General features: G+C 72.7%; 16 protein-coding genes. 7 read left to right on the top strand and 9 right to left on the bottom strand.

The window, feature by feature from the left end; genetic code table 11:
- Positions 1 to 18: 18 nt before the first annotated feature.
- Together AB0I88_RS14955 and AB0I88_RS14960 are read right to left on the bottom strand one after the other, a co-directional pair.
- Positions 19 to 858, bottom strand: a complete 840-nt coding sequence (locus AB0I88_RS14955; protein ID WP_361023318.1) for a hypothetical protein — start codon at positions 856 to 858, stop codon at positions 19 to 21.
- 22 nt (positions 859 to 880) lie between these two features.
- On the bottom strand, positions 881 to 1,333 hold the full coding sequence (locus AB0I88_RS14960) for an SRPBCC family protein (protein ID WP_361023321.1): 453 nt from the start codon (positions 1,331 to 1,333) through the stop codon (positions 881 to 883).
- A 156-nt stretch (positions 1,334 to 1,489) separates the two neighbouring features.
- Here AB0I88_RS14960 and AB0I88_RS14965 point away from each other — a divergent pair, with 156 nt between their 5' ends.
- Together AB0I88_RS14965 and AB0I88_RS14970 are read left to right on the top strand one after the other, a co-directional pair.
- Positions 1,490 to 3,115 (top strand): GAF domain-containing sensor histidine kinase, encoded by a 1,626-nt coding sequence (locus AB0I88_RS14965; protein WP_361023383.1) that lies wholly within the window; start codon positions 1,490 to 1,492, stop codon positions 3,113 to 3,115.
- A 7-nt stretch (positions 3,116 to 3,122) separates the two neighbouring features.
- The gene (locus AB0I88_RS14970; protein ID WP_014688640.1) at positions 3,123 to 3,791 is read left to right on the top strand and encodes a response regulator transcription factor; all 669 of its coding nucleotides are present in this window, start codon (positions 3,123 to 3,125) and stop codon (positions 3,789 to 3,791) included.
- 58 nt (positions 3,792 to 3,849) lie between these two features.
- Here AB0I88_RS14970 and AB0I88_RS14975 read toward each other — a convergent pair whose 3' ends face one another.
- Entirely contained in the window at positions 3,850 to 4,344 is a 495-nt protein-coding gene (locus tag AB0I88_RS14975) for a MarR family winged helix-turn-helix transcriptional regulator (RefSeq protein ID WP_361023323.1), read from the bottom strand.
- A 69-nt stretch (positions 4,345 to 4,413) separates the two neighbouring features.
- Between AB0I88_RS14975 and AB0I88_RS14980 the strand changes: the two genes are divergently transcribed.
- Positions 4,414 to 5,814: an MFS transporter gene (locus tag AB0I88_RS14980; RefSeq protein WP_361023326.1), complete on the top strand. Its 1,401-nt coding sequence runs from the start codon at positions 4,414 to 4,416 to the stop codon at positions 5,812 to 5,814.
- 47 nt (positions 5,815 to 5,861) lie between these two features.
- Here the strand turns inward: AB0I88_RS14980 and AB0I88_RS14985 are convergent, their stop codons facing one another.
- The 6 genes from AB0I88_RS14985 to AB0I88_RS15010 form a co-directional block, all read right to left on the bottom strand.
- On the bottom strand, positions 5,862 to 7,571 hold the full coding sequence (locus AB0I88_RS14985) for an ABC transporter ATP-binding protein (RefSeq protein WP_361023329.1): 1,710 nt from the start codon (positions 7,569 to 7,571) through the stop codon (positions 5,862 to 5,864).
- Complete coding sequence (locus tag AB0I88_RS14990; protein ID WP_361023331.1) at positions 7,565 to 7,810, bottom strand: hypothetical protein; 246 nt, start codon at positions 7,808 to 7,810, stop codon at positions 7,565 to 7,567. The genes AB0I88_RS14985 and AB0I88_RS14990 overlap by 7 nt, the downstream gene beginning before the upstream one ends.
- Positions 7,811 to 8,338: 528 nt before the next feature.
- Positions 8,339 to 9,466 carry a glycosyltransferase family 4 protein gene (locus AB0I88_RS14995; RefSeq protein WP_361023334.1) on the bottom strand — a complete coding sequence of 376 codons (1,128 nt, stop codon included), beginning with the start codon at positions 9,464 to 9,466 and terminating at the stop codon, positions 8,339 to 8,341.
- Between the two features lie 163 nt (positions 9,467 to 9,629).
- The gene (locus AB0I88_RS15000) at positions 9,630 to 10,889 is read right to left on the bottom strand and encodes a M48 family metallopeptidase (RefSeq protein WP_361023337.1); all 1,260 of its coding nucleotides are present in this window, start codon (positions 10,887 to 10,889) and stop codon (positions 9,630 to 9,632) included.
- A gap of 99 nt (positions 10,890 to 10,988) precedes the next feature.
- Positions 10,989 to 11,210, bottom strand: coding sequence for a hypothetical protein (locus tag AB0I88_RS15005; protein ID WP_361023341.1), 222 nt, complete (start codon positions 11,208 to 11,210; stop codon positions 10,989 to 10,991).
- A gap of 85 nt (positions 11,211 to 11,295) precedes the next feature.
- Complete coding sequence (locus AB0I88_RS15010) at positions 11,296 to 12,666, bottom strand: NYN domain-containing protein (protein ID WP_361023344.1); 1,371 nt, start codon at positions 12,664 to 12,666, stop codon at positions 11,296 to 11,298.
- Positions 12,667 to 12,772: 106 nt separating this feature from the next.
- Here AB0I88_RS15010 and AB0I88_RS15015 point away from each other — a divergent pair, with 106 nt between their 5' ends.
- The 4 genes from AB0I88_RS15015 (at position 12,773) to AB0I88_RS15030 (ending at position 18,152) form a co-directional block, all read left to right on the top strand.
- A complete protein-coding gene (locus tag AB0I88_RS15015; protein WP_361023347.1) occupies positions 12,773 to 14,572 on the top strand; it encodes a DEDD exonuclease domain-containing protein in 1,800 nt (599 codons plus the stop codon).
- A gap of 161 nt (positions 14,573 to 14,733) precedes the next feature.
- Positions 14,734 to 16,518, top strand: a complete 1,785-nt coding sequence (locus tag AB0I88_RS15020) for an HD domain-containing protein (RefSeq protein ID WP_361023350.1) — start codon at positions 14,734 to 14,736, stop codon at positions 16,516 to 16,518.
- Positions 16,519 to 16,549: 31 nt separating this feature from the next.
- A complete protein-coding gene (locus AB0I88_RS15025; RefSeq protein WP_361023353.1) occupies positions 16,550 to 17,116 on the top strand; it encodes an NUDIX domain-containing protein in 567 nt (188 codons plus the stop codon).
- Between the two features lie 220 nt (positions 17,117 to 17,336).
- Positions 17,337 to 18,152, top strand: coding sequence for a sugar phosphate nucleotidyltransferase (locus AB0I88_RS15030; RefSeq protein WP_361023356.1), 816 nt, complete (start codon positions 17,337 to 17,339; stop codon positions 18,150 to 18,152).
- Positions 18,153 to 18,264: the final 112 nt, after the last annotated feature.

The raw sequence follows: 18,264 nt of genomic DNA on the forward strand, positions 1-18,264 counted from the left end.
TCCCCTCTACCGAACTGTTCACACCGCGCCGCCGGGGCGGGCGTCGTCGCCCTGCCCCGCGTCGCGGTCCTCGGGCGCCGAGGCGCCCAGGTCATGATCCACGCTACGGGGTTCGGCCGCGTCATCTGCGGCCACCTCCGTAGTACCCATGACCGAACTTTCGGGCGCATCGGCCGTGGCCATCGCCCAGACGTCTCCCCGGGCGCCGCCCGGACGGCTCGCGGCGGCGGCACGGGCCGCCGCGGCCCGCTCCACCGCGCGTGCCACCGCCTGCTCCGCGGCGGCCGCACGGGCCCGGGCCGCGGCCGCCTCGGCCCGCGCGCGCTCCCGCTCCGCGGCCTGGGCTCGCGCTCTCGTCTCGGCGGCGACCTCGCGGGCGTCGGCCGCGCTGGCCGCGCCCCACGGGTCGTCCCGCGCGTCCGGTGCGAGCGGATCGCCGTCCGGCCGCGCCGCCGGGATGTCCGCCCGGGTGGCGGCGGACCAGGCCTGGTCGGGTGTACGGGACGGCTTGGCGCGCGGGGCGGGCGGCCGGGGCTTCTCGGCGGCCAGCGAGGAGAACGCGCGCATCAGACCGGCCACGCCACTGGCGATGTCGCCGGCGCTGGCGGCGATCCGCTCGGCGGTCTCCGGGCTGGGGTCGCGCACGGCGGCGATGGCCCGGCAGACCGGGCAGACGCAGCACTCGGCGCTGCCGGTCGCCAGGTCGTCGCGGGACAGCATGCCGATCAGGCCCGCGACGGATTCCCCCAGGAGACCGAATCCGTCCCCGGACGAGTGGCCGCCGGCCGGCGATGCCGAGGCCCGGGCGAGGATCGCCGCGACCAGCCGTTCGGCCTCCTCCCGCGCTGACCCGGGCATCCCTGCTCCCCTCGGCCCGCGCTCAGGTCGCGGGCAGGCTCTCGACGCGGCGCTTGAGCTCCTTCAGCGCCGTGTCCATGATCATCTTCTCCGCCTTCCGGCGGAACATGCCGAGCATGCCGATCGCGAGATCCACCGCGAGGGTGTACGTCACGGTAGTGCCGCCGTCCGCGTTCTCCACCAGGTCGTAGGACCCGTCCTGGGAGCGCTGCGTCTTGGACGGCTCGACCAGGTGCCACTCGATCCGGGACAGGTCGTCGGCATACGCGTACTCCAGCGTGTACTCGTCGACCAGCACGGTGGCGTCGATCTGGAAACGCACCTGCGCCGCGTAGCCGTCCTCGTACTCCTCGAGGACCTCCACCCGCTTGATCGACTCGGCCCACTCCGGATAACGGGCGAAGTCGCAGATCACCGCGGCCACCCGGGCCAGGGGCGCATGGACCTGAATCGACTGTGTCGAGGTGTCCGCCATGCACGGGAGGCTACCTGCTGCGGAGGGCCCGGGGCGTCACCGGGGCGTCGTGCTGACGAGCCGATCCCCGGCCGGGCCGATACCATCCGTCACGTGCCAGCCCTCGTCAGTGGTCCCGTGCGCATCCGTCCGGCTGAAGCCGCGGCTCGCGTCGTCATGCTTCTGCTGGTCGCCGCGCTGACCCTGACCGCCACCGGCGATCCGCTCCAGCTCGCCTGGATCGGTCTGCTGGCGATCGCGGCGCTGCCCGCATTCGTGGCCCGGGGGCACCACCTGCTGGCCCCGCTGGGCCGGATCGCCGAGGTGGTGGTGACCTGCCTGGCGGCCGGGTGGATCGCGGCCGCGGCGCACGCCGCCGGCCGGGTGGACGCCGGGTTCGGTGCCGAGGCCGTCCTGCCGTACCTGGCGGTGCCGCTGCTCACCGCGGCGCTGCGCCGCCGGCCGTCCGAGGGGATCATGCTGCTCGGCCTGGCCGCGGCCACCATGGTGGTGGGCGGCGTGCTGGCCGAGCCGGGCGACCCGCTGCGCCAGCCCGGCTATCTGGCCGCCTGCGGGCAGTGGCTGGTGCTCGGCGCGATCATCACGTTCGCCGCCGAGACGATGCGCCAGCTGCTCCAGCCGCCCGACCCCACCCCCCAGCCGTACGCCGAGGCCACCCGCCTGCTCACCCAGCTGCGCAGCGTGGCCCGCTCGCTGCCGGGCGCCACCCTGGACCCCGGCGGCATATCCGAGCATCTGCTGGAGGAGCTGCGGGCGGTCGCCCCCGGCAACCGGGCGGCGGTGCTGTCGGCCAGCGGCGGCGGCCGGCTCGTGGTGCTGGCGCAGACCGGCGCCGAGCGTGTGGACTGGGAGACCACGCTCGACGCGGACTCGGCCATCGCCGACGCGTGGGCCACTCAGCAGCCGCAGCCGGCCAGCCGCTCGCAGGCGCGCAGCCACCCGGGCGGTGACGTGTCGTCGCTGGTGGTGCCGCTGGTCGCCGGCGTCCGGACGATCGGGCTGGTGATTCTGGAGACGGACGCCTCCGGGGCGTACCCCTCATCGGTGATCCAGGCGGTGACCGAGGTGACCGGCCCGGCCTCGCTGCGGCTGGAGGCCGCTCTGCTCTTCGACGACGTGCGCTCGCTGGCCACCAACGAGGAGCGGCAGCGGCTGGCCCGGGAGATCCACGACGGGGTCGCCCAGGAGCTGGTGATGGTCGGCTACGGCATCGACAACGCGCAGGCCACGCTGCCGGAGGGCGCCGAGGAGACGGCCGAGGAACTGCGCGTGCTGCGGGCCGAGGTGACCCGGGTGATCACCGAGTTGCGGCTGAGCCTGTTCGAGCTGCGTTCCGAGGTCGACCGCAACGGTGGCCTGGCCGCCGCCATCGCGGAGTACGCGCGAACCCTGGGCACCAGCGCCGGCCTGCGGGTGCACTTCACCTTCGACGAGTCGACGGCCCGGCTTCCGGCCGCGACCGAGGCCGAGCTGCTGCGGATCGCCCAGGAGGCGATCACCAACGCGCGCAAGCACGCGGGCGCCTCGAACCTCTGGGTGACCTGCACCGTCGACCCGCCCTACGCGGAGATCGAAGTGTCCGATGACGGCAAGGGGTTCGCGGACACCCGCCCGGACGGCCGTTACGGCCTTACCATCATGGCCGAGCGCGCCGAACGTATCCGAGGTCGTCTCAAGATCACGCCACGACACCCCAGCGGGACAACCGTCGCCGTAGTGCTCGGAACCCCGCCTCGGCGCGATAGCGTGCGGGATAGCGTTTCAGCTCCAGAAGGGGAGTAACCCGAGCATGTCGACCAGTCCGGCGCCGACGACGCGCACCAAGGTCCTCCTTGTCGACGATCACGACCTGATTCGTAAGGGGCTGCGACACGCATTCGAGCGCGACCGTCAGTTCGAGGTCGTCGGCGAGGCCGCCACGGCGGCGGAGGCGGTGCGCCAGGCCGGCGCGTTGCAGCCCGATGTCGTGATCATGGATCTCCGCCTGCCCGACGGCAGTGGCCTGGAGGCCACTCGCGCCTTGCGGAAGAACAACGCGAACATGGGCATCGTGGTCCTGACCATGTATGCCGGGGACGACCAGCTCTTCGGCGCTCTCGAGGCCGGGGCCAGCGCGTTCGTGCCCAAGACCGCCCCGGCCGACGAGGTGGTGGCGGCCGCCCGGCACGCCGCGTCGGCGCCCAGCGCGTTCACCGCGGCCGATCTGGCCGAGGCCATGAAGCGGCGGCTCGCGCCGTCCGGCCCGCAACTGTCCCCGCGCGAGGGTCAGGTGCTGCGGCTGCTCGCCGACGGCATGAGTGTGGCCGGGATCGCCAAGCAACTGTTCGTGTCCGAGTCGACGGCGAAGACCCATATCTCGAAGCTCTACGAGAAGCTGGGTGCCGCCAACCGGGCGCAGGCGTTGATGACGGCGCTCCGGCTGGGGCTTCTGGAAGCCCCGGACGCCCCGAAGTTCTAGATTATTCGGACAAATTTGGGCAGATTCGGCGTTTCTCAAATTAAGACGCCGAATCATCTCATTCCTCCAGGGTGGTCAGGACCTTCCGGAGCAGCGCGTTGAGCTGGATCAGCTCGTCGTGGCTGAGCGCGCCGAGGGCCTGCTTGTCGATCGCGATGCCCTTGAAGATGTATTTGCTCCACATGTCCCGGCCCTTCTGTGTGGGCCGGACGATCACCCGCCGCCGGTCGGCGCCGTCCATCTGCCGGGTGATCAGCCCCGCCTCGTCCAGCCGGTCGAGCCGGCTGGTCACCGCCGCCCGGGTCACGTTGAGCGCCTCGGCCAACTGCGCCGGGGTCGCCTCGGTGGGCCACGGCTGGACCATCAGGACGTGCAGCGTCTTGTAGTCCTGCACGGTGAAGCCGTCGCTGAAGATCGCCAGATCGGCGCGATCGATCCACCGCTGGATGTACTTCATCCGGGTCAGGGCACCCTCGACCTCGGGTGCGAAGGCCGGTTCGTTCTTCCAGAAACCCGCCCACCGGGCGACGTGCTGATCGACGCTGTCTTCCATGACACCAGTCTGCCACCTCTCTGACTATTCGATTGCTAATAGTTAGATGCTGAACTATCGTCGGGCTTCATGACCCGTGACTTCCGGTTGCTCGCCACCGGCCAGGGCCTCTCCTGGCTGGGCAACGCCTTCCAGACCGTCGCCCTCGCCGTCGCCGTCGTCACCACCGGCGGCGGCGCCCGCGACCTCGGCCTCGTCATGGCCGCCAGCGTGCTCACCCTGCTCACCGGCACCCTCTTCGGCGGCGTCTGGGCCGACCGGCTCCAGCCGCAGCACGTCATGGTCGGCTCCGACCTGATCCGGTTCGGCGCCACCGCCGCGATCGCCGCCATGTTCGCCACCGGCGGCTACCACCTGGCCCTGCTCTGCGCGCTCACCGTCGTCTCGGCCGCCGCCGGCAGCTTCTTCAGCCCGGCGATGAGCGCCCTCAAACCGCTGCTCGTGCCGGCCGAGGACCTGCAGAAGGCCAACGCCACGATCGGCCTCCTGCAATCGGCGTGCGGCGTGGCCGGACCGGTCACCGCCGGCGTCACCGTCGCCGCCTTCGGCGCGCCGGCCGGTTTCACCATCAACGCGGTCAGCTTCCTCGCCTCGATGATCGCCGCCGCCATGATCCGGGTACGCGCTCCGCGCGGCCCGAGCACGTCGGTCCTCGGTGAACTGTCCACCGGATGGCGCGAGATCCGCAGCCGGGACTGGCTGATCAGCGGCCTGTTCGGCGCGATGGGCTACCACGTGGCCAACGGCGTCATCCTGGTCCTCGTCCAGGTGGTCGCCGTCCAGCAACTCGGCGGGGCGCACGCGATCGGCTGGATCGCCGCCGCCGAGGGCCTGGGCGGGGTGATCGGCTCGGCGATCGGCATGCGGTACCGTCCCCGCCGCATGCTGCGCGCCGGGCTGTTCACGCTCCCGCTGATGTCGGTGTGGGCGCTGTCGTACGTCTGGCCCGGCACCCTCACGGCGATCATGGCCGGGGCCGTCATCGGCTACGCCGGGCTGCTCTTCTACGACGTCGCCTGGCAGACGTCACTGCAGGAGAACGTGCCGCACCGCCTGCTCGGGCGGGTCAGCTCCTGGGACTACCTGGCCTCGTTCCTGGCCATGCCGATCGGCAACGTCCTGGCCGGCCCGCTCGCCGCCCGCTTCGGCATCGACCGCGTGCTGACGATGTGCGCCTTCGTCCTGTTCGCCACCAGCGCCTCGATGCTGCTGGTCCCCGGAGCCCGCCGGCTTGTCCGCACCGGAACCCTGGCCCCGGACCCCGCTCCCGCCGGCGCTCCCGGCCCCGTCACGCCGGCTCCGGACCCCACTCCCGCCGGCGCTCCCGGCCCCGTCACGCCGGCTCCGGACCCCACTCCCGCCGGCGCTCCCGGCCCCGTCACGCCGGCTCCGGACCCCGCTCCCGCCGGCGCTTCGGCTCCGAGCCCCGTCACGCCGGCGGACGAGAACCGGCGCCAGGCCGTGAGCTGAGCGGTCCGGCCCGCGTCCGCCGAGGCCGGGCGTGATGAACGATGAGGTCAGGCGGATTGATAGGCGCTGGCCTGCAGCGTGAACAGCTGCGCGTAGAGCCCGTCCGCCGCGATCAGCTCCTCGTGATCGCCCTCCTCGACGACCGTTCCGTGGTCGAGCACGTAGATGCGGTCGGCCTCGCGGACACTCGCCATCCGGTGGGTGATCAGCACCACGGTCCGGCCCTCGGCGAGGTCACGCAACCGCCGGTAGACCTCGTGCTCGGCTCGCGCGTCCAGGTTGGCGGTCGGTTCGTCGCAGATCAGCAGGGGCGCGTCGCGGTGGAAGGCACGGCTGACGGCGAGCCGCTGCCACTGGCCGCCGGACAGGTCGGCGCCGTCGGTGAAGTGCCGGGACAGCAGGGTCTCGTACTCTCGGGGCAGTTCCATCACGAACTCGTGTGCGTCCCCGGCCCGCGCCGACGCCTGCACGTGATCCAGCGAAGCCGGCCGGTCGTGCCGCCCGATCGCGATGTTGAGCCGGGCGGACAGCGGCCACCGGGTCGGTTCCTGCATGACCACGGCGACCCGGTCGCGTACCGAATCGGGGTCGAGACGTGCCACGTCGACGCCGTCCCAGGTGACCGTGCCCTGCTGCGGGCGGTGCAACCCGGCCAGCACGGCGGCGAGCGTCGACTTGCCGGATCCGTTCTCGCCGACGAGCGCGATGATCTGGCCGCGCCGCAGCGCCATGCTGACGTCCTTGACGGCGGGCCGTTCGGCGTCCGGGTAGGTGAACGTCACCCGGTCCAGCCGGATCTCGTGGAAGTCGTCCGGCGCGCGCCGCCCGGGTTCGGGTTCGGCGTGCGCCAGCGACATCTCGCAGAAGCCCTGGAAGTCGGCGAAGTACAGGCCCTGCTCGTACACCCGGTTGGCGGTGAACGCCAGCTCGCGGAGCTTGCCGATGCCGATGTTGATGGCGTAGGCGGCCGCGCCACCGGCGGCCAGCTCCATCCGGCCGGTCCAGAGCAGCCAGCAGAGCATCGCGTACGCCGCCCCGGTCACCAGCCCGCTCAGCGCCTGCCCCACCAGGTTGGTCCGGACCACCCGGCCGATCACCCGGATCTCCTCCAGGGTGGAGACGCGCAGCAGCCGCCCCACCTCGGTGAGCAGGAACCGCCGGATGGTGAAGGCCCGCAGCTCGGCGGCCGGTTCGCGGGCCGCCAGCAGGTAGGCGAGCATCCGCTGGCGCCGCCAGACGGCGATGAGCCGCAGCTTGCTGCGGTAACCGAGCCGGGCCGCCCGCACCGCCGCCCAGGCCGTCGGCACCACGGCGAGCACCAGCATCGGCAGCAGCGCCGGATGCAGCACGGCCAGCACACTCGCCGCCGCGGTCAGCCCGACCAGGTGGGTGAGCACCTCGATGCCGTGGTCGACCACCTGCTGCGCCGCGAAGATGCCCCGGTCACGGGCCCGCTCCATGGCGTCGCGCCACTGCGGGTCATCGAAGGTGACCAGGTCGACACGGGTGGTGAGGTCGAGGAGCCGCATCTCGGCGGCCTCGTAGACCATCGGGGAGAGCCGGCCGTGCGCCGCGGTCGCCGCCGAGGTGAGCAGACCACGGACGGCAAGAGCCAAGATCAAGAGCAACAGCGAGGGTACGGCCGCGCGCACCCGTTCCGGCGTGGGACCCGCCTGGAGCAGCCCGTCCAGCACCCCGACGACGCTGATCAACCCGAAGGCGGCCGCCAGCCCGGCGGCCAGTTGCAGAATCAGCACCGCGAGGGTGGTGCGGTGGCTGGCCCGCCACCCGAGCAGCCACGCCTCCGCAGCAGTCTCGGCAGCCGCCGCACCATCTGCAAGAACGTGGTGTTGGCGGCCTCCTCGGTGCTGGTCAGCCAGTACGGCAGCTCCAGCTCTCCGTCGTCCGGTGCGGTGAACACCGTCTCGGTGGATCGCCCGGCCCGGGCCGTCTCGTCGGTGGGTGTGGACTCCGGTTCCGTGGCGCCGTCCGGCATCGATGGCCTCCATCGAGGTGGGACTCCGCTTCGTTCCTACGCCGTCCGGCCGGGCGACGTCCACCGGCTTCTCCGGCATTCCACATTCACTCACGCCATCGGAGGGCTGGACTCGTGCACCGGCGCCCAGTCCTGACCGGATCGCGTGCACCGTCCCACTCGCCGGCTGTGCGGCTGCCCGAGGTTCCGCGGCACGCCGAAGGTCCGCTCCCGGGTGGGCGGGCCGTCGCACCGGGTTCCAGGACGGTACGCGCGGCGGCGTACCGATGATCCGCGGTTTTGATCGTGTCGCCCGCCCCGGCCGGCCGGAAGTCGGTGAGCGCGTGCCGGCGGGGCCGCCCCGAATGGCACCCACTCGCCGTCGAGATGCCGGACCGTTCGCCGGCGGGCAGTGCGGCGACGGACCGCCACCGAAGTCCCGATCGAACCGTGTGGAATTCGGGCGCGAACCGAACCCGAACCCCACACACCCGGCTCTCGGCACGCCGCCGCGGGTCTGAGCGGACCGGCGATGCCTACGTGTTCGGCCTAGGCGGCCGTGAGCAGGCCGGTGAGCCGGGCCGCCTGCGTCTCCCAGCGCCACTCCCGCTCCACCCAGGCCCGGCCGGCCTCGCCCATCGCCTTCGCCCGCACCGGATCGCCGAGCAGCTCGGCGACCCGGGCAGCGATCGCCGGGACGTCGGTGCCGCCCACCACGTAACCGGTCTCGCCCTCACGGACCGCGTCGGGGGCGCCACCCGAGTCACCGCCGACGACCGGCAGGCCGGTGGCGGACGCCTCCAGGTAGACGATGCCGAGTCCCTCCACGTCGAGGCCGGCCACGCGGGTCCGGCACGGCATGGCGTAGACGTCACCGGCCGCGTAGTGGTCGGGCAGCTCCGCCCACGGGACCGAACCGGTGAACACCACGTCGGACTCCACGTCGTGCTCCCGGGTCAGCCGCTCCAGCGTCTTGCGGTACGGCCCGCCGCTGACCAGCAGCAGCGCGGCGCCCGGCACGCGACGGCGGATCTCCGGCAGAGCACGGATCAGCATGTCCTGGCCCTTGCGCGGAACCAGACGGGAGACGCAGACCACCACCGGGCGGCCGGACAGCCCGTGCCGCTTGCGGACCGCCTCGCCGTCCACACCGGGATGGAACTTCTCCACATCCACACCGGGGGCGAGCCGCCGCAGCTCGGTCAGGCCGTGCAGGGCCCGGTCCAGACGGGTGCGCTGGTACTCCCCCAGGTAGGTGATCACGTCGTTGCCCCGGGCGATGCGGCGCAGCAGGTTACGGGCTCCGGGCAGGGCCGCCCAGCCGATCTCGTGCCCGTGGGTGATGCCGACCGCCCGCTCCACACCCGCGTCGCGGCGCAGGCCGTGAGCCAGCAGCCCGAGCGGCGCGGCCGCCCCGAAGAGGACGCTGTCGCAGCCGTGCGCGCGGGCCAGCTCCGCCGCACGCCTGGCCACCGACCGGGTGGGCAGCAGGATGCCGGTGTCCTCGCGGACCACCTCGAACGGCTGCTCGGCGTCGAACGCCGCGGCCCCGCGCCAGGTGGACGAGTAGACCACGATCGATCCGGCCGGCTGCCGGACCGCCAGGTTGTGCACGAACTGCTGGATGCCGCCCGGCCGGGGCGGAAAATCGTTCGTGACCAAGAGCGTGCGGCCCATCAGCGGACCCCGCCGTCTCCACGTGCGGAGACCAGCGCACGGGCAGAGACCGGCGCACCGGCGGCGGGCAACGGGCTCCCGCCGGCCCGGGCCGGCACCGACGCACCGGCGGCCATCAGCGGGCTCCCGCCGGCCCGGGCCGGCACCCGCGCACGGGCGGCCATCAGCGGGCTCCCCGGGCCCAGGCGCGGGCGGCGGCCATGCGCTGCACGGTGGACGGGTGCGAGGCGAACATGGCGTGCTCCCAGGACGGTGGGTCGGGGTCGGCGAGGTTGACGGTGCCGAGACGGCGTTGCATCGCCTCGAAGGTAACCGGATCGCCGGTCAGCTCGAGGGCGTGGGTGTCGGCACGGGCCTCGACCCGGCGGGACACGAACGACTGGGCCGGCCCGGCGATCAGGCCGGCGACCGTGGTGACCGCCAGGAGCAGGCCGATCGCCCGGGGCTCGGCGATCGAGTCCACCCCGGCGAGCCGCAGCAGACCGCCCCACGAACCCAGCAGGAAGAGGACGATCACCGCGGCGGCGGACCCGAGCGCGCCCATGATCGTGCCGGTGAGCACGTCGCCGTCCTTGGCGTGGCCCAGCTCGTGCGCGGTCACCGAGACCACCTCGTCCGGGGTGGCCTCGGTCAGCATGGTGTCGTAGACGACGATCCGGCGGGTAGGGCCGAGTCCGGAGACATACGCGTTGACCGCCCGGGTGCGCCGCGAGGCGTCCGCCACCAGGACGTCCTTCACCGGCACGCCGTCGCGCTCGGCGAGAGCGAGCAGCTCCGTGCGCAGCGGGCCCTCCACCATCGGGGTGAAACGGTTGAAGACCGGCTCGACCAGCACCGGCAGCACGAACGACAAGAGCACCACGAGACCCGCCGCGCCCGCCGCACCGAACGCCCACCACCACCGGGGCGCGAAGTGGGTGACGGTGAAGAAGGCGGTCAGCACCACGGCGCCGAGGACCGCGCCCACCCCGAACGACTTGAGCAGGTCGACGGTCCAGCCGCTCCAGGTCTGGGTGGAGATGCCGTAACGCACCACGATGGTGTGCCGCCAGATCGACAGCGGCAGGGTGATCAGCTCGGCCACGAACACCACGGCCAGTCCACCGAGGACCGCCCGGGCCAGCCAGTGGTCGCCGAACGGGCGGCCGGCCAGCTCGACCAGGCGGGCGCCGAGCGGGGTGAGCCCCAGGGCCAGGGCGACGAGAAGGCCGAGAAGCATCCCCGCGTACGACCCCGGGCGCAGCTCGGCGTGGAAGGCGCGGGACCGGGCCACCTGGTCGGCCGGGAACTGCTCGAGGGCGGCCAGCTGGTCGGCGCGCGGCGCCGGGGCACGGTGCCAGGGCACGGCCACCACGGCGAACCCGATCAGGGCCACCAACAGCACGATCAGGGCGCCACCCGCCCACAGCCGGGATGTCGTCACACCGCTCACCCGCTCCTCCCAGCTCGAACCCGAGCGTGTGATCGAACATCCTAGAGAGGTCAGCGGGATCCGGCTGACCGCGTCACCCCACCTCCATGATCACGCCACGTCACGGCCGGGTGGGAACAACGGGACGACGACCGGCGGCGGTGGCGTCCGCAGCAGCTCCACCTCGAAGCCGGCCAGCTCGAACATCTCGATCGCCCGCAGCTCGCCGGGGGTCAGGTCGGCGATCCCGTCGGGGGTGTCCATCAGCACGCTGACCAGGCAGCCGTTGCAGTCGACGGTCCGCTCGGCGCAGCGCCCGCAATCGATGATCATTACCCTTACCTCCGTCTGGAGAGACGGCCCGCCAGCGGACCGCCACCATGGGTGACAATCACGCTAAGCGAGGGGTATGACAGTTTTACGAGCGCGACAGCCGGCGCAGCAGCGAATCGGCGCCCATCGGGTAGGCGCCGTGCCGCCGCACCCCGTCGGCCACCTCCCGGTCGGAGGAGACCACCACGACCGGGCGGCCCGGCGGTTCGGCCCGGACCAGCTGGCGGATCAGGTCGTCGGCGGTGGTGCCCTTGCGCGAGAAGAGGACCCGCACGCCGCGTGGCGCGGGCGGCAGGCCGTGCACCCGCTCGGCCCCGTCGAAGACGACGGTGACCTCGTCGCCGGTCTGCGCGGCTATCCCGCCGAGGCCGGTGATCAGGCGTTTGCGCTGCTGCTCCAGCGACATGTCGGCGAACCCGCGCTTGGTGACGTTGTAACCGTCGACGATCAGGTGGGCCCGGGGCAGGGCGAGCAACTGGTCGAGACGGCCGGGGTCGTCGGTGTCCTGAGCGCGGGCCCGGGACCGCTCGGGCGCGCCGGGCCGGTCGGCGGCGGCGTCGGCCACGAAGTCGGCGGGCAGCTTGTCGGCCGGGCCGATGGCCAGCTCGCGGCGCAGGCCGGTGGCGGCCTGGCCGATCGTCTCGAGCAGCAGCCAGAGGCGGGCGTCGTCGACCGCCCGGGCGTCCTTGGCGGCCTGTTTGCCGGTTGCGGCGGCGGCCTCGGCGTCGGCGAGGCGGGACCGCAGGCGGCGCAGCTCCGCCTCGTGGTCGAGGGTGACCCGGTTGGCCCGGCCCTTCTCGGTGGCGAGCAGGTCGCTGGCGCGTTTCTGCGCGGCCTGTGCCTCGCGCAGCGCCTTGGCCGTGGTCCGGGACTCCTCACGCAGCTGGTTGAGCTCCTCACGGACCCGGGCCAGCTCGTCGCGCAGCTTCTCGGCCTCCACCCGGGCGACCGCCCGGTCGTGCTCGGCGCGGGTGGCGCGCTGCTCGGCCGCCCGCACCTGGGCGGCGACCGCGGCACTGTCGGCCTCGGCCCGGACCGCGTCGCCGGCCGCGTCGATCAGCTCGCGCCAGCCCTCCGGCCGGGCCAGGTACGCCAGCGCGGCCACCTCGACGGGATCGGCCGCGGCCGGGGCGACACCGCTGGTCACGGCGGCGCCCAGGTCGCCGGCCTCGGTCACGATGCGGGCGCCGATGCGCTGCCGGAACAGCGGGTCGGAGACGAGCTGGGCGGCGATGTCACGGCCGCCGAGGCGGGCCCGGCGGTTGGGGGCGAAGCGGGCGACCCGCCGCAGCGCGACCGGCATCTCGTCGGCGGGCAGGCCGGGCAGCGCGGCGGCGGCCAGAACGGTGATCCGCTGGCGGACCGCCTCGGGCAGAACCGGCTCGGGGGCGTAGTCCGCAGCCTCCGGCGCCGCCTCCTCCTCGGGGCGGTCGTCGGGGTCGAACGGCACGGACATCTACCCATTCTCACACCGCCCACGACCGATTAGCCCAGCGGAGCAGGTGATCTTTTCTCCCCCCGGTCCGGGTTTGTGTCGTACCCCGGCTCTAAAGTTCCGGCCCGTGACACAACCGGCGTATGTGCAGGGCACTCTGGACACGCTGCTGGCCGCCGACGGCTCGGTGGATCCGGCCGCGCTGTCGCTGGCGGACACCACGTTCGTGGTGCTCGATCTGGAGACCACCGGCGGCGCTCCGGACGGCGCCGGGATCACCGAGATCGGCGCGGTCAAGGTGCGTTCCGGCGAGCGGCTGGGCGAGTTCGCGACGCTGGTCAACCCGGGTGAGCCGCTGCCGCCGTTCATCACCGTCCTGACCGGCATCACCGAGGCGATGCTGCGCCCGGCGCCGCCGATCGAGACGGTGCTCCCGGCGCTGCTGGAGTTCCTGCGCGGCGCGGTCCTGGTGGCGCACAACGCGCCCTACGACGTGGGTTTCCTGAAGGCGGCCTGCGCCCGGCACGGTTATCCGTGGCCGAACCCACGGGTGCTGGACACCGCGGCGCTGGCCCGGCGCGCCCTGACCCGCGACGAGGTGCCCAACCGCAAGCTGGGCACGCTGGCCCAGTTCTTCCGCTCCCCGGTGCAGCCGAACCACCGGGCGCTGGACGACGCGAAGGCCACGGTCGACGTGCTGCACGGGCTGATCGAGCGGCTGGGCAGCTTCCGGGTGCACACGCTGGGCGACGCCGTCGAGTTCGCCAAGGCGGTGACCCCGGCGCAGCGCCGTCAGCGGCACCTGGCCGACGGGCTGCCGCACGTGCCGGGGGTCTACATCTTCCGGGCGGCCGACGAGCGGCCCCTCTACGTCGGCACGTCGAAGGACGTGGCGACCCGGGTGCGCAGCTATTTCACGGCCGGCGAGAAACGGGCGCGGATCTCCGAGATGCTGACCGCGGCGGTTCGGGTGGAGGCGGTGGAGTGCGCCCACCCCCTCGAGGCGGAGGTGCGGGAGCTGCGGTTGATCGCCGCGCACGCGCCGCCGTACAACCGCAGGTCGAAGTTTCCGGAGCGGGTGGTGTGGCTGAAGCTGACCGCCGAGGCGTACCCGCGGCTGTCCGTGGTGCGCAAGCTGGCCGAGGACGGCGCCACCTATCTGGGCCCCTTCTCGTCGCGGCGGACGGCGGAGCTGGCGGCCGCCGGCGTCTACGACGCGGTGCCGTTGCGGCAGTGCAACCACAAGCTCTCGCTGCGTTCGAAGACGCCGGCCTGCGCGCTGGCCGAGCTGGGCCGGTGCCCGGCGCCCTGCGAGCACGAGATAACCCCGGAGGAGTACGACGTCCGCGCCGCCCTGCCTTTCCGGACCGCCACCTCGGGCGACCCGGGCCCGGTGGTGGACGCCATCCTGGCCCGCATCGACGCGCTCGCCGACCGGCAGCGCTACGAGGAGGCCGCGGTCGTCCGGTCCCGTCTGATCGCCCTGCTCCGGGCGCTGGTGCGGATGCAGCGGCTGGAGGCGCTGACCCGGCTGGAGGAGATCGTGGCGGCCCGCCGTGACGGCAAGGGCGGCTGGGAGATCTCGGTGATCCGGCACGGCCGGCTGGCGGCGGCGGCGACGTCTCCGCCTCGTGAGCATCCACGTCCGACGCTGGACGCGGCGAGGCTGACGGCGGAGACGGTGCTGCCGGGGCTGGGCCCGGCGCCGGCCGCGACGGCGGAGGAGAGCGAGCGGATCCTGGCGTGGCTGGAGCGGCCGGACACCCGCTTGGTGGAAACCTCGGGCGACTGGGTGTCACCGGTTCGTGGCGCGGCGCGATTCACCGCCCTTCTCACCAGGGCTGAAGCCGCCGCGTCAAATCAAGACTCGTCCGTTCGCCTATCGGTAACTGACCGTTCGGATGACGCTCGCTCGCATAGGCTGTAAGGCACGCGCAACTGAAGCAAGGAATCTCGGTAATCGTTCGTCACATTTGCGGGCCGGCGCCTTGGCGAGCAGCCCCTCGCGATGATTCTCTTGCGGCAGCAAAACGCGAGGCGACTCCGCGCATCAGCTGATGCCGGAGCGATCGGTGAGGGGGTGTCCGGGTGGACGTCGACGCCGGCCACGGCGCCGCTTTCGGTCGCGCCCTGCCGACCACGTCCCAGGACCTCTCGTTCACCCGGCGGCTGCGCTCACTGTTCAGCTTTCAGGGCGACGACGACGATCCGGTCGCGACACTCGCCCGGACGCATCGCAGCATCCATTCCTCCGCCGACGTCGCCGTGCTGCGCCGCAGCTACGCGATCGCGGAGAGCATGCACCGCGGGCAGTTCCGCAAGAGCGGCGATCCGTACATCACGCATCCCCTCGCGGTCGCGCAGATCTGCGCCGAGCTCGGCATGGACACCACCACTCTGGTCGCCGCACTGCTGCACGACACCGTCGAGGACACCAGCTACACGCTCGAGGCGCTGCAGGGCGATTTCGGCCCCGAGGTGGCCCATCTGGTCGACGGTGTCACCAAGTTCGACAAGGCCTATTACGGAAAGGCCGCCGAGGGCGAGACGATCCGCAAGATGATCGTGGCGGCCGGCAAGGACGTCCGGGTCCTGATCATCAAGTTGGCCGACCGGCTGCACAACATGCGGACGCTGGGCGCCCGCTCCACCGCCTCCCGGGCCCGGATCGCCACGGCCACGCTCGACGTGCTCGTCCCGCTCTGTGACCGGCTCGGCATCCAGGCGCTCAAGCGCGACCTCGACGACGTGGTGCTCTTCCACCTCGAGCCGGACGCGTTCGCCCGCATCGACGAGCACGTGAAGAACCGGCCGGGCTGGGACGAGTATCTTTCCGACGTCTCCGGCAAGGCCCGCGCCGCGCTGCGCCGCTCGCGGGTGACTGCCGAGGTCACGCCCCGGCCCCGGCACTACTACTCGATCTGGAAGGACACGGTCGCGGGCGGGCACACCGTACCGTTCGATCTTCCCCGCATCGCCGTGGTGGTGGACGGCCCGGACACCGACTGTTACGCCGCGCTCGGCGCCGTCCACGGGCGATGGCGGCCGGTGGCCGGCCGGTTCAAGGATTTCATCGCCTCGCCGAAGAACAATCTGTACCGCTCGTTGCACACCACCGTGGTGGGCCCGGAGGGCAAGCTCGTCGAGGTGCTGATCCGCACGAAGACCATGCACCGCTACTCCGAGTACGGCGTCGCCACCAGCTATCGATATCCCAAGGTGTCCGACGAGCCACCGGGCGCCGACCAGCTCACCTGGCTGAAACGGGTGCTCGACTGGCAACAGGACACCACGGACGCCGGCCAGTTCCTGGACTCGCTCCGCTGTGACCTCGCCGAGGGCCAGATCACGGTCTTCGCCCACGGCAACGCGTATGAGCTGCCCAGCCAGTCCACCCCCGTCGATCTGGCGTATGAGCTGGGCCCGCGCCAGGGTGACCAGTGCCTCGCCGCCACCATCAACGGACGTCTCGCCCCCCTCAGCTCGCCGCTTCGTGACGGTGACGTCGTCGAGATCTTCTCCGAGTCCGACGGTCACGTCGAGGTGGAGCCCAACGCGCCACGCGGCCCCCGCAAGGAGTGGCTCGGCTTCGTCAAGTCCAGCCAGGCGCAGATGCAGATCAACCGGTATTTCGACGAGAAGAACGAACCGGGCATCAGCATCGCCGACAAGGTCCGCCTGGGCCGGGCCACCATCGGGCTCACCCTTCGCAAACACGACCGGGGCCTGGCCAGCGAGGTTCCGCTGCGCCGGCTCGCCGAGGAACTCGGCTACCCCGACCTGGAGACGCTGCTGGTCGCCGTCTGCGAGCGCAGCCTCGAACCGGACGCGGTCGTCGAGCAGCTCATCGCCCTCGTCGACCACCCCGACTGAACCGCACAGCCTGCCCCGTTAGCCTTACGCGGTGAACATTCCCCGGCAGATCCGCGGGTTCGCGTATCAGGCCTTCTACGGGCTGCCCCTCCCGGTCCGCCGTCAGGTGGCCCGGATCGTCTCGCCCAAATACCTGGTCGGCGCGGTCGCCATCGTCAGCGATTCGGAAGCCGCGGCCCCCGGGCGCATCCTGCTGCTCCGGCAGCCTCCCGGCCGCGGCTGGGGCCTTCCGGCCGGCCTCCTCAAGCGCCGCGAGCTGCCCGCGGTGGGCGCCGCCCGCGAGCTTTTCGAAGAATCCGGGGTACGGGTGGAGCCCGGCGACCTCACGCCCGGCAACCCGAACGCGATCATCCACCCGAACGGCGGCGTCGTCGACACCGTCTGGTTCGCCTCGGTCCCCGCGTCGGCCACCCCGCTGGCCGTCGACGGCGGCGAGGTGCTGGAGGCCCGCTGGTTCCCGGTCGACGACCTGCCGGACCTGACCTGGCCCACCGCCCGGCTGCTCGGCATCTACGGTCTGGGTCCGCGCGCCGGGGAGTTGCCGCCGTCCATCCCGGCCGGGCCGTACCACACCCCGTTCCCGAGCTCCGGCGAGTGACGTGACGATTCCCCCCACCTCCGTCTCCTCCCCCACGCGCCCGGCCGCTTCCCTCGCCCCGTCCGCGGTCGCCTTCGCTGCCCCCACCCCGGCCGCCTCTCCTCGGCCCAGCCCCACCGCGGCAGGCTCTCCCGGCTCCCACCCCGCCCCCGCCGCCTCTCCCCGGTCCAACCCCACCGCTGCCGCTGCCGTGGCGGCGGCGCCCGTACCCGTGTGTGGGGTGATCCTGGCCGCGGGTGAGGGGCGGCGGCTGCGGCCGCTCACCGAGACGCTGCCGAAGGCGCTCTGCCCGGTCGGCAACCTGCCGTTGCTCGACCACGCGTTGCGGCGCCTGGCCGGGCTCGGGCTGTCCGGGCCGCAGACCGTGGCCGTGAACGCCGCCTACCTGGCGTCGCAGGTGGTGGCGCACGTCGGCGGCCGCGCGCACCTGTCGGTGGAGCCGGACGGGCCGATCGGCACCTCCGGCGGCATCGGCCGGCTGCGCCCGTGGATCGACGGCCGCGCCGTCCTGGCCGGGAACGCCGACGCCTACCTGCACGATCCGGCCCGCGACCCGGGCAAGGACATCGCGGCGCTGCTGGACGGGTGGTCCGGCGAGACGGTACGGATGCTGACCATGCCGTGCCGCCCCGGCGAGACCGGCGGTTTCAGCGGCCACCGGTTCGCCGGTTTCTCGCTCATCCCGTGGCGTTACGTCAAGGACCTGGCCGACGTGGACAGCAGCCTCGTACGCACCGTCTGGCGGCCGGCCGAGGCGGCCGGTGAGCTGGAGCTGATCGGCTTCCGGGGCTTCTACCTGGACACCGGCACACCCGCCGACTACCTGGCCGCCAACCTGCACGCCGCCGGCGGCGCCACCCTGGCCGACGCCTCGGCTCGCGTCACCGGCGAGGCCACCGGGTCCGTGCTCGGCGCCGGCACCGTCGTCGAGGGCACCGTCAACCGCTCGGTGCTCTGGCCCAACGCCCGCGTCGCCCCCGGCGAGCACCTCACCGACGCCATTCGCACGGCGACCGGCCTCACCGTCCAGGCCTGACCGGCTCCACGGGTTCGACCCGCCTTTTTGCGTGTTGAGTTGGGGCGCGATTCGCGCCCCAACTGGATCGGCCGGATGCACAGTGGACCCGTCCTGGTGGTCCGGCTGCCGG

It is taken from the genome of Actinoplanes sp. NPDC049802, assembly GCF_040656595.1.
GTDB lineage: Bacteria > Actinomycetota > Actinomycetes > Mycobacteriales > Micromonosporaceae > Actinoplanes.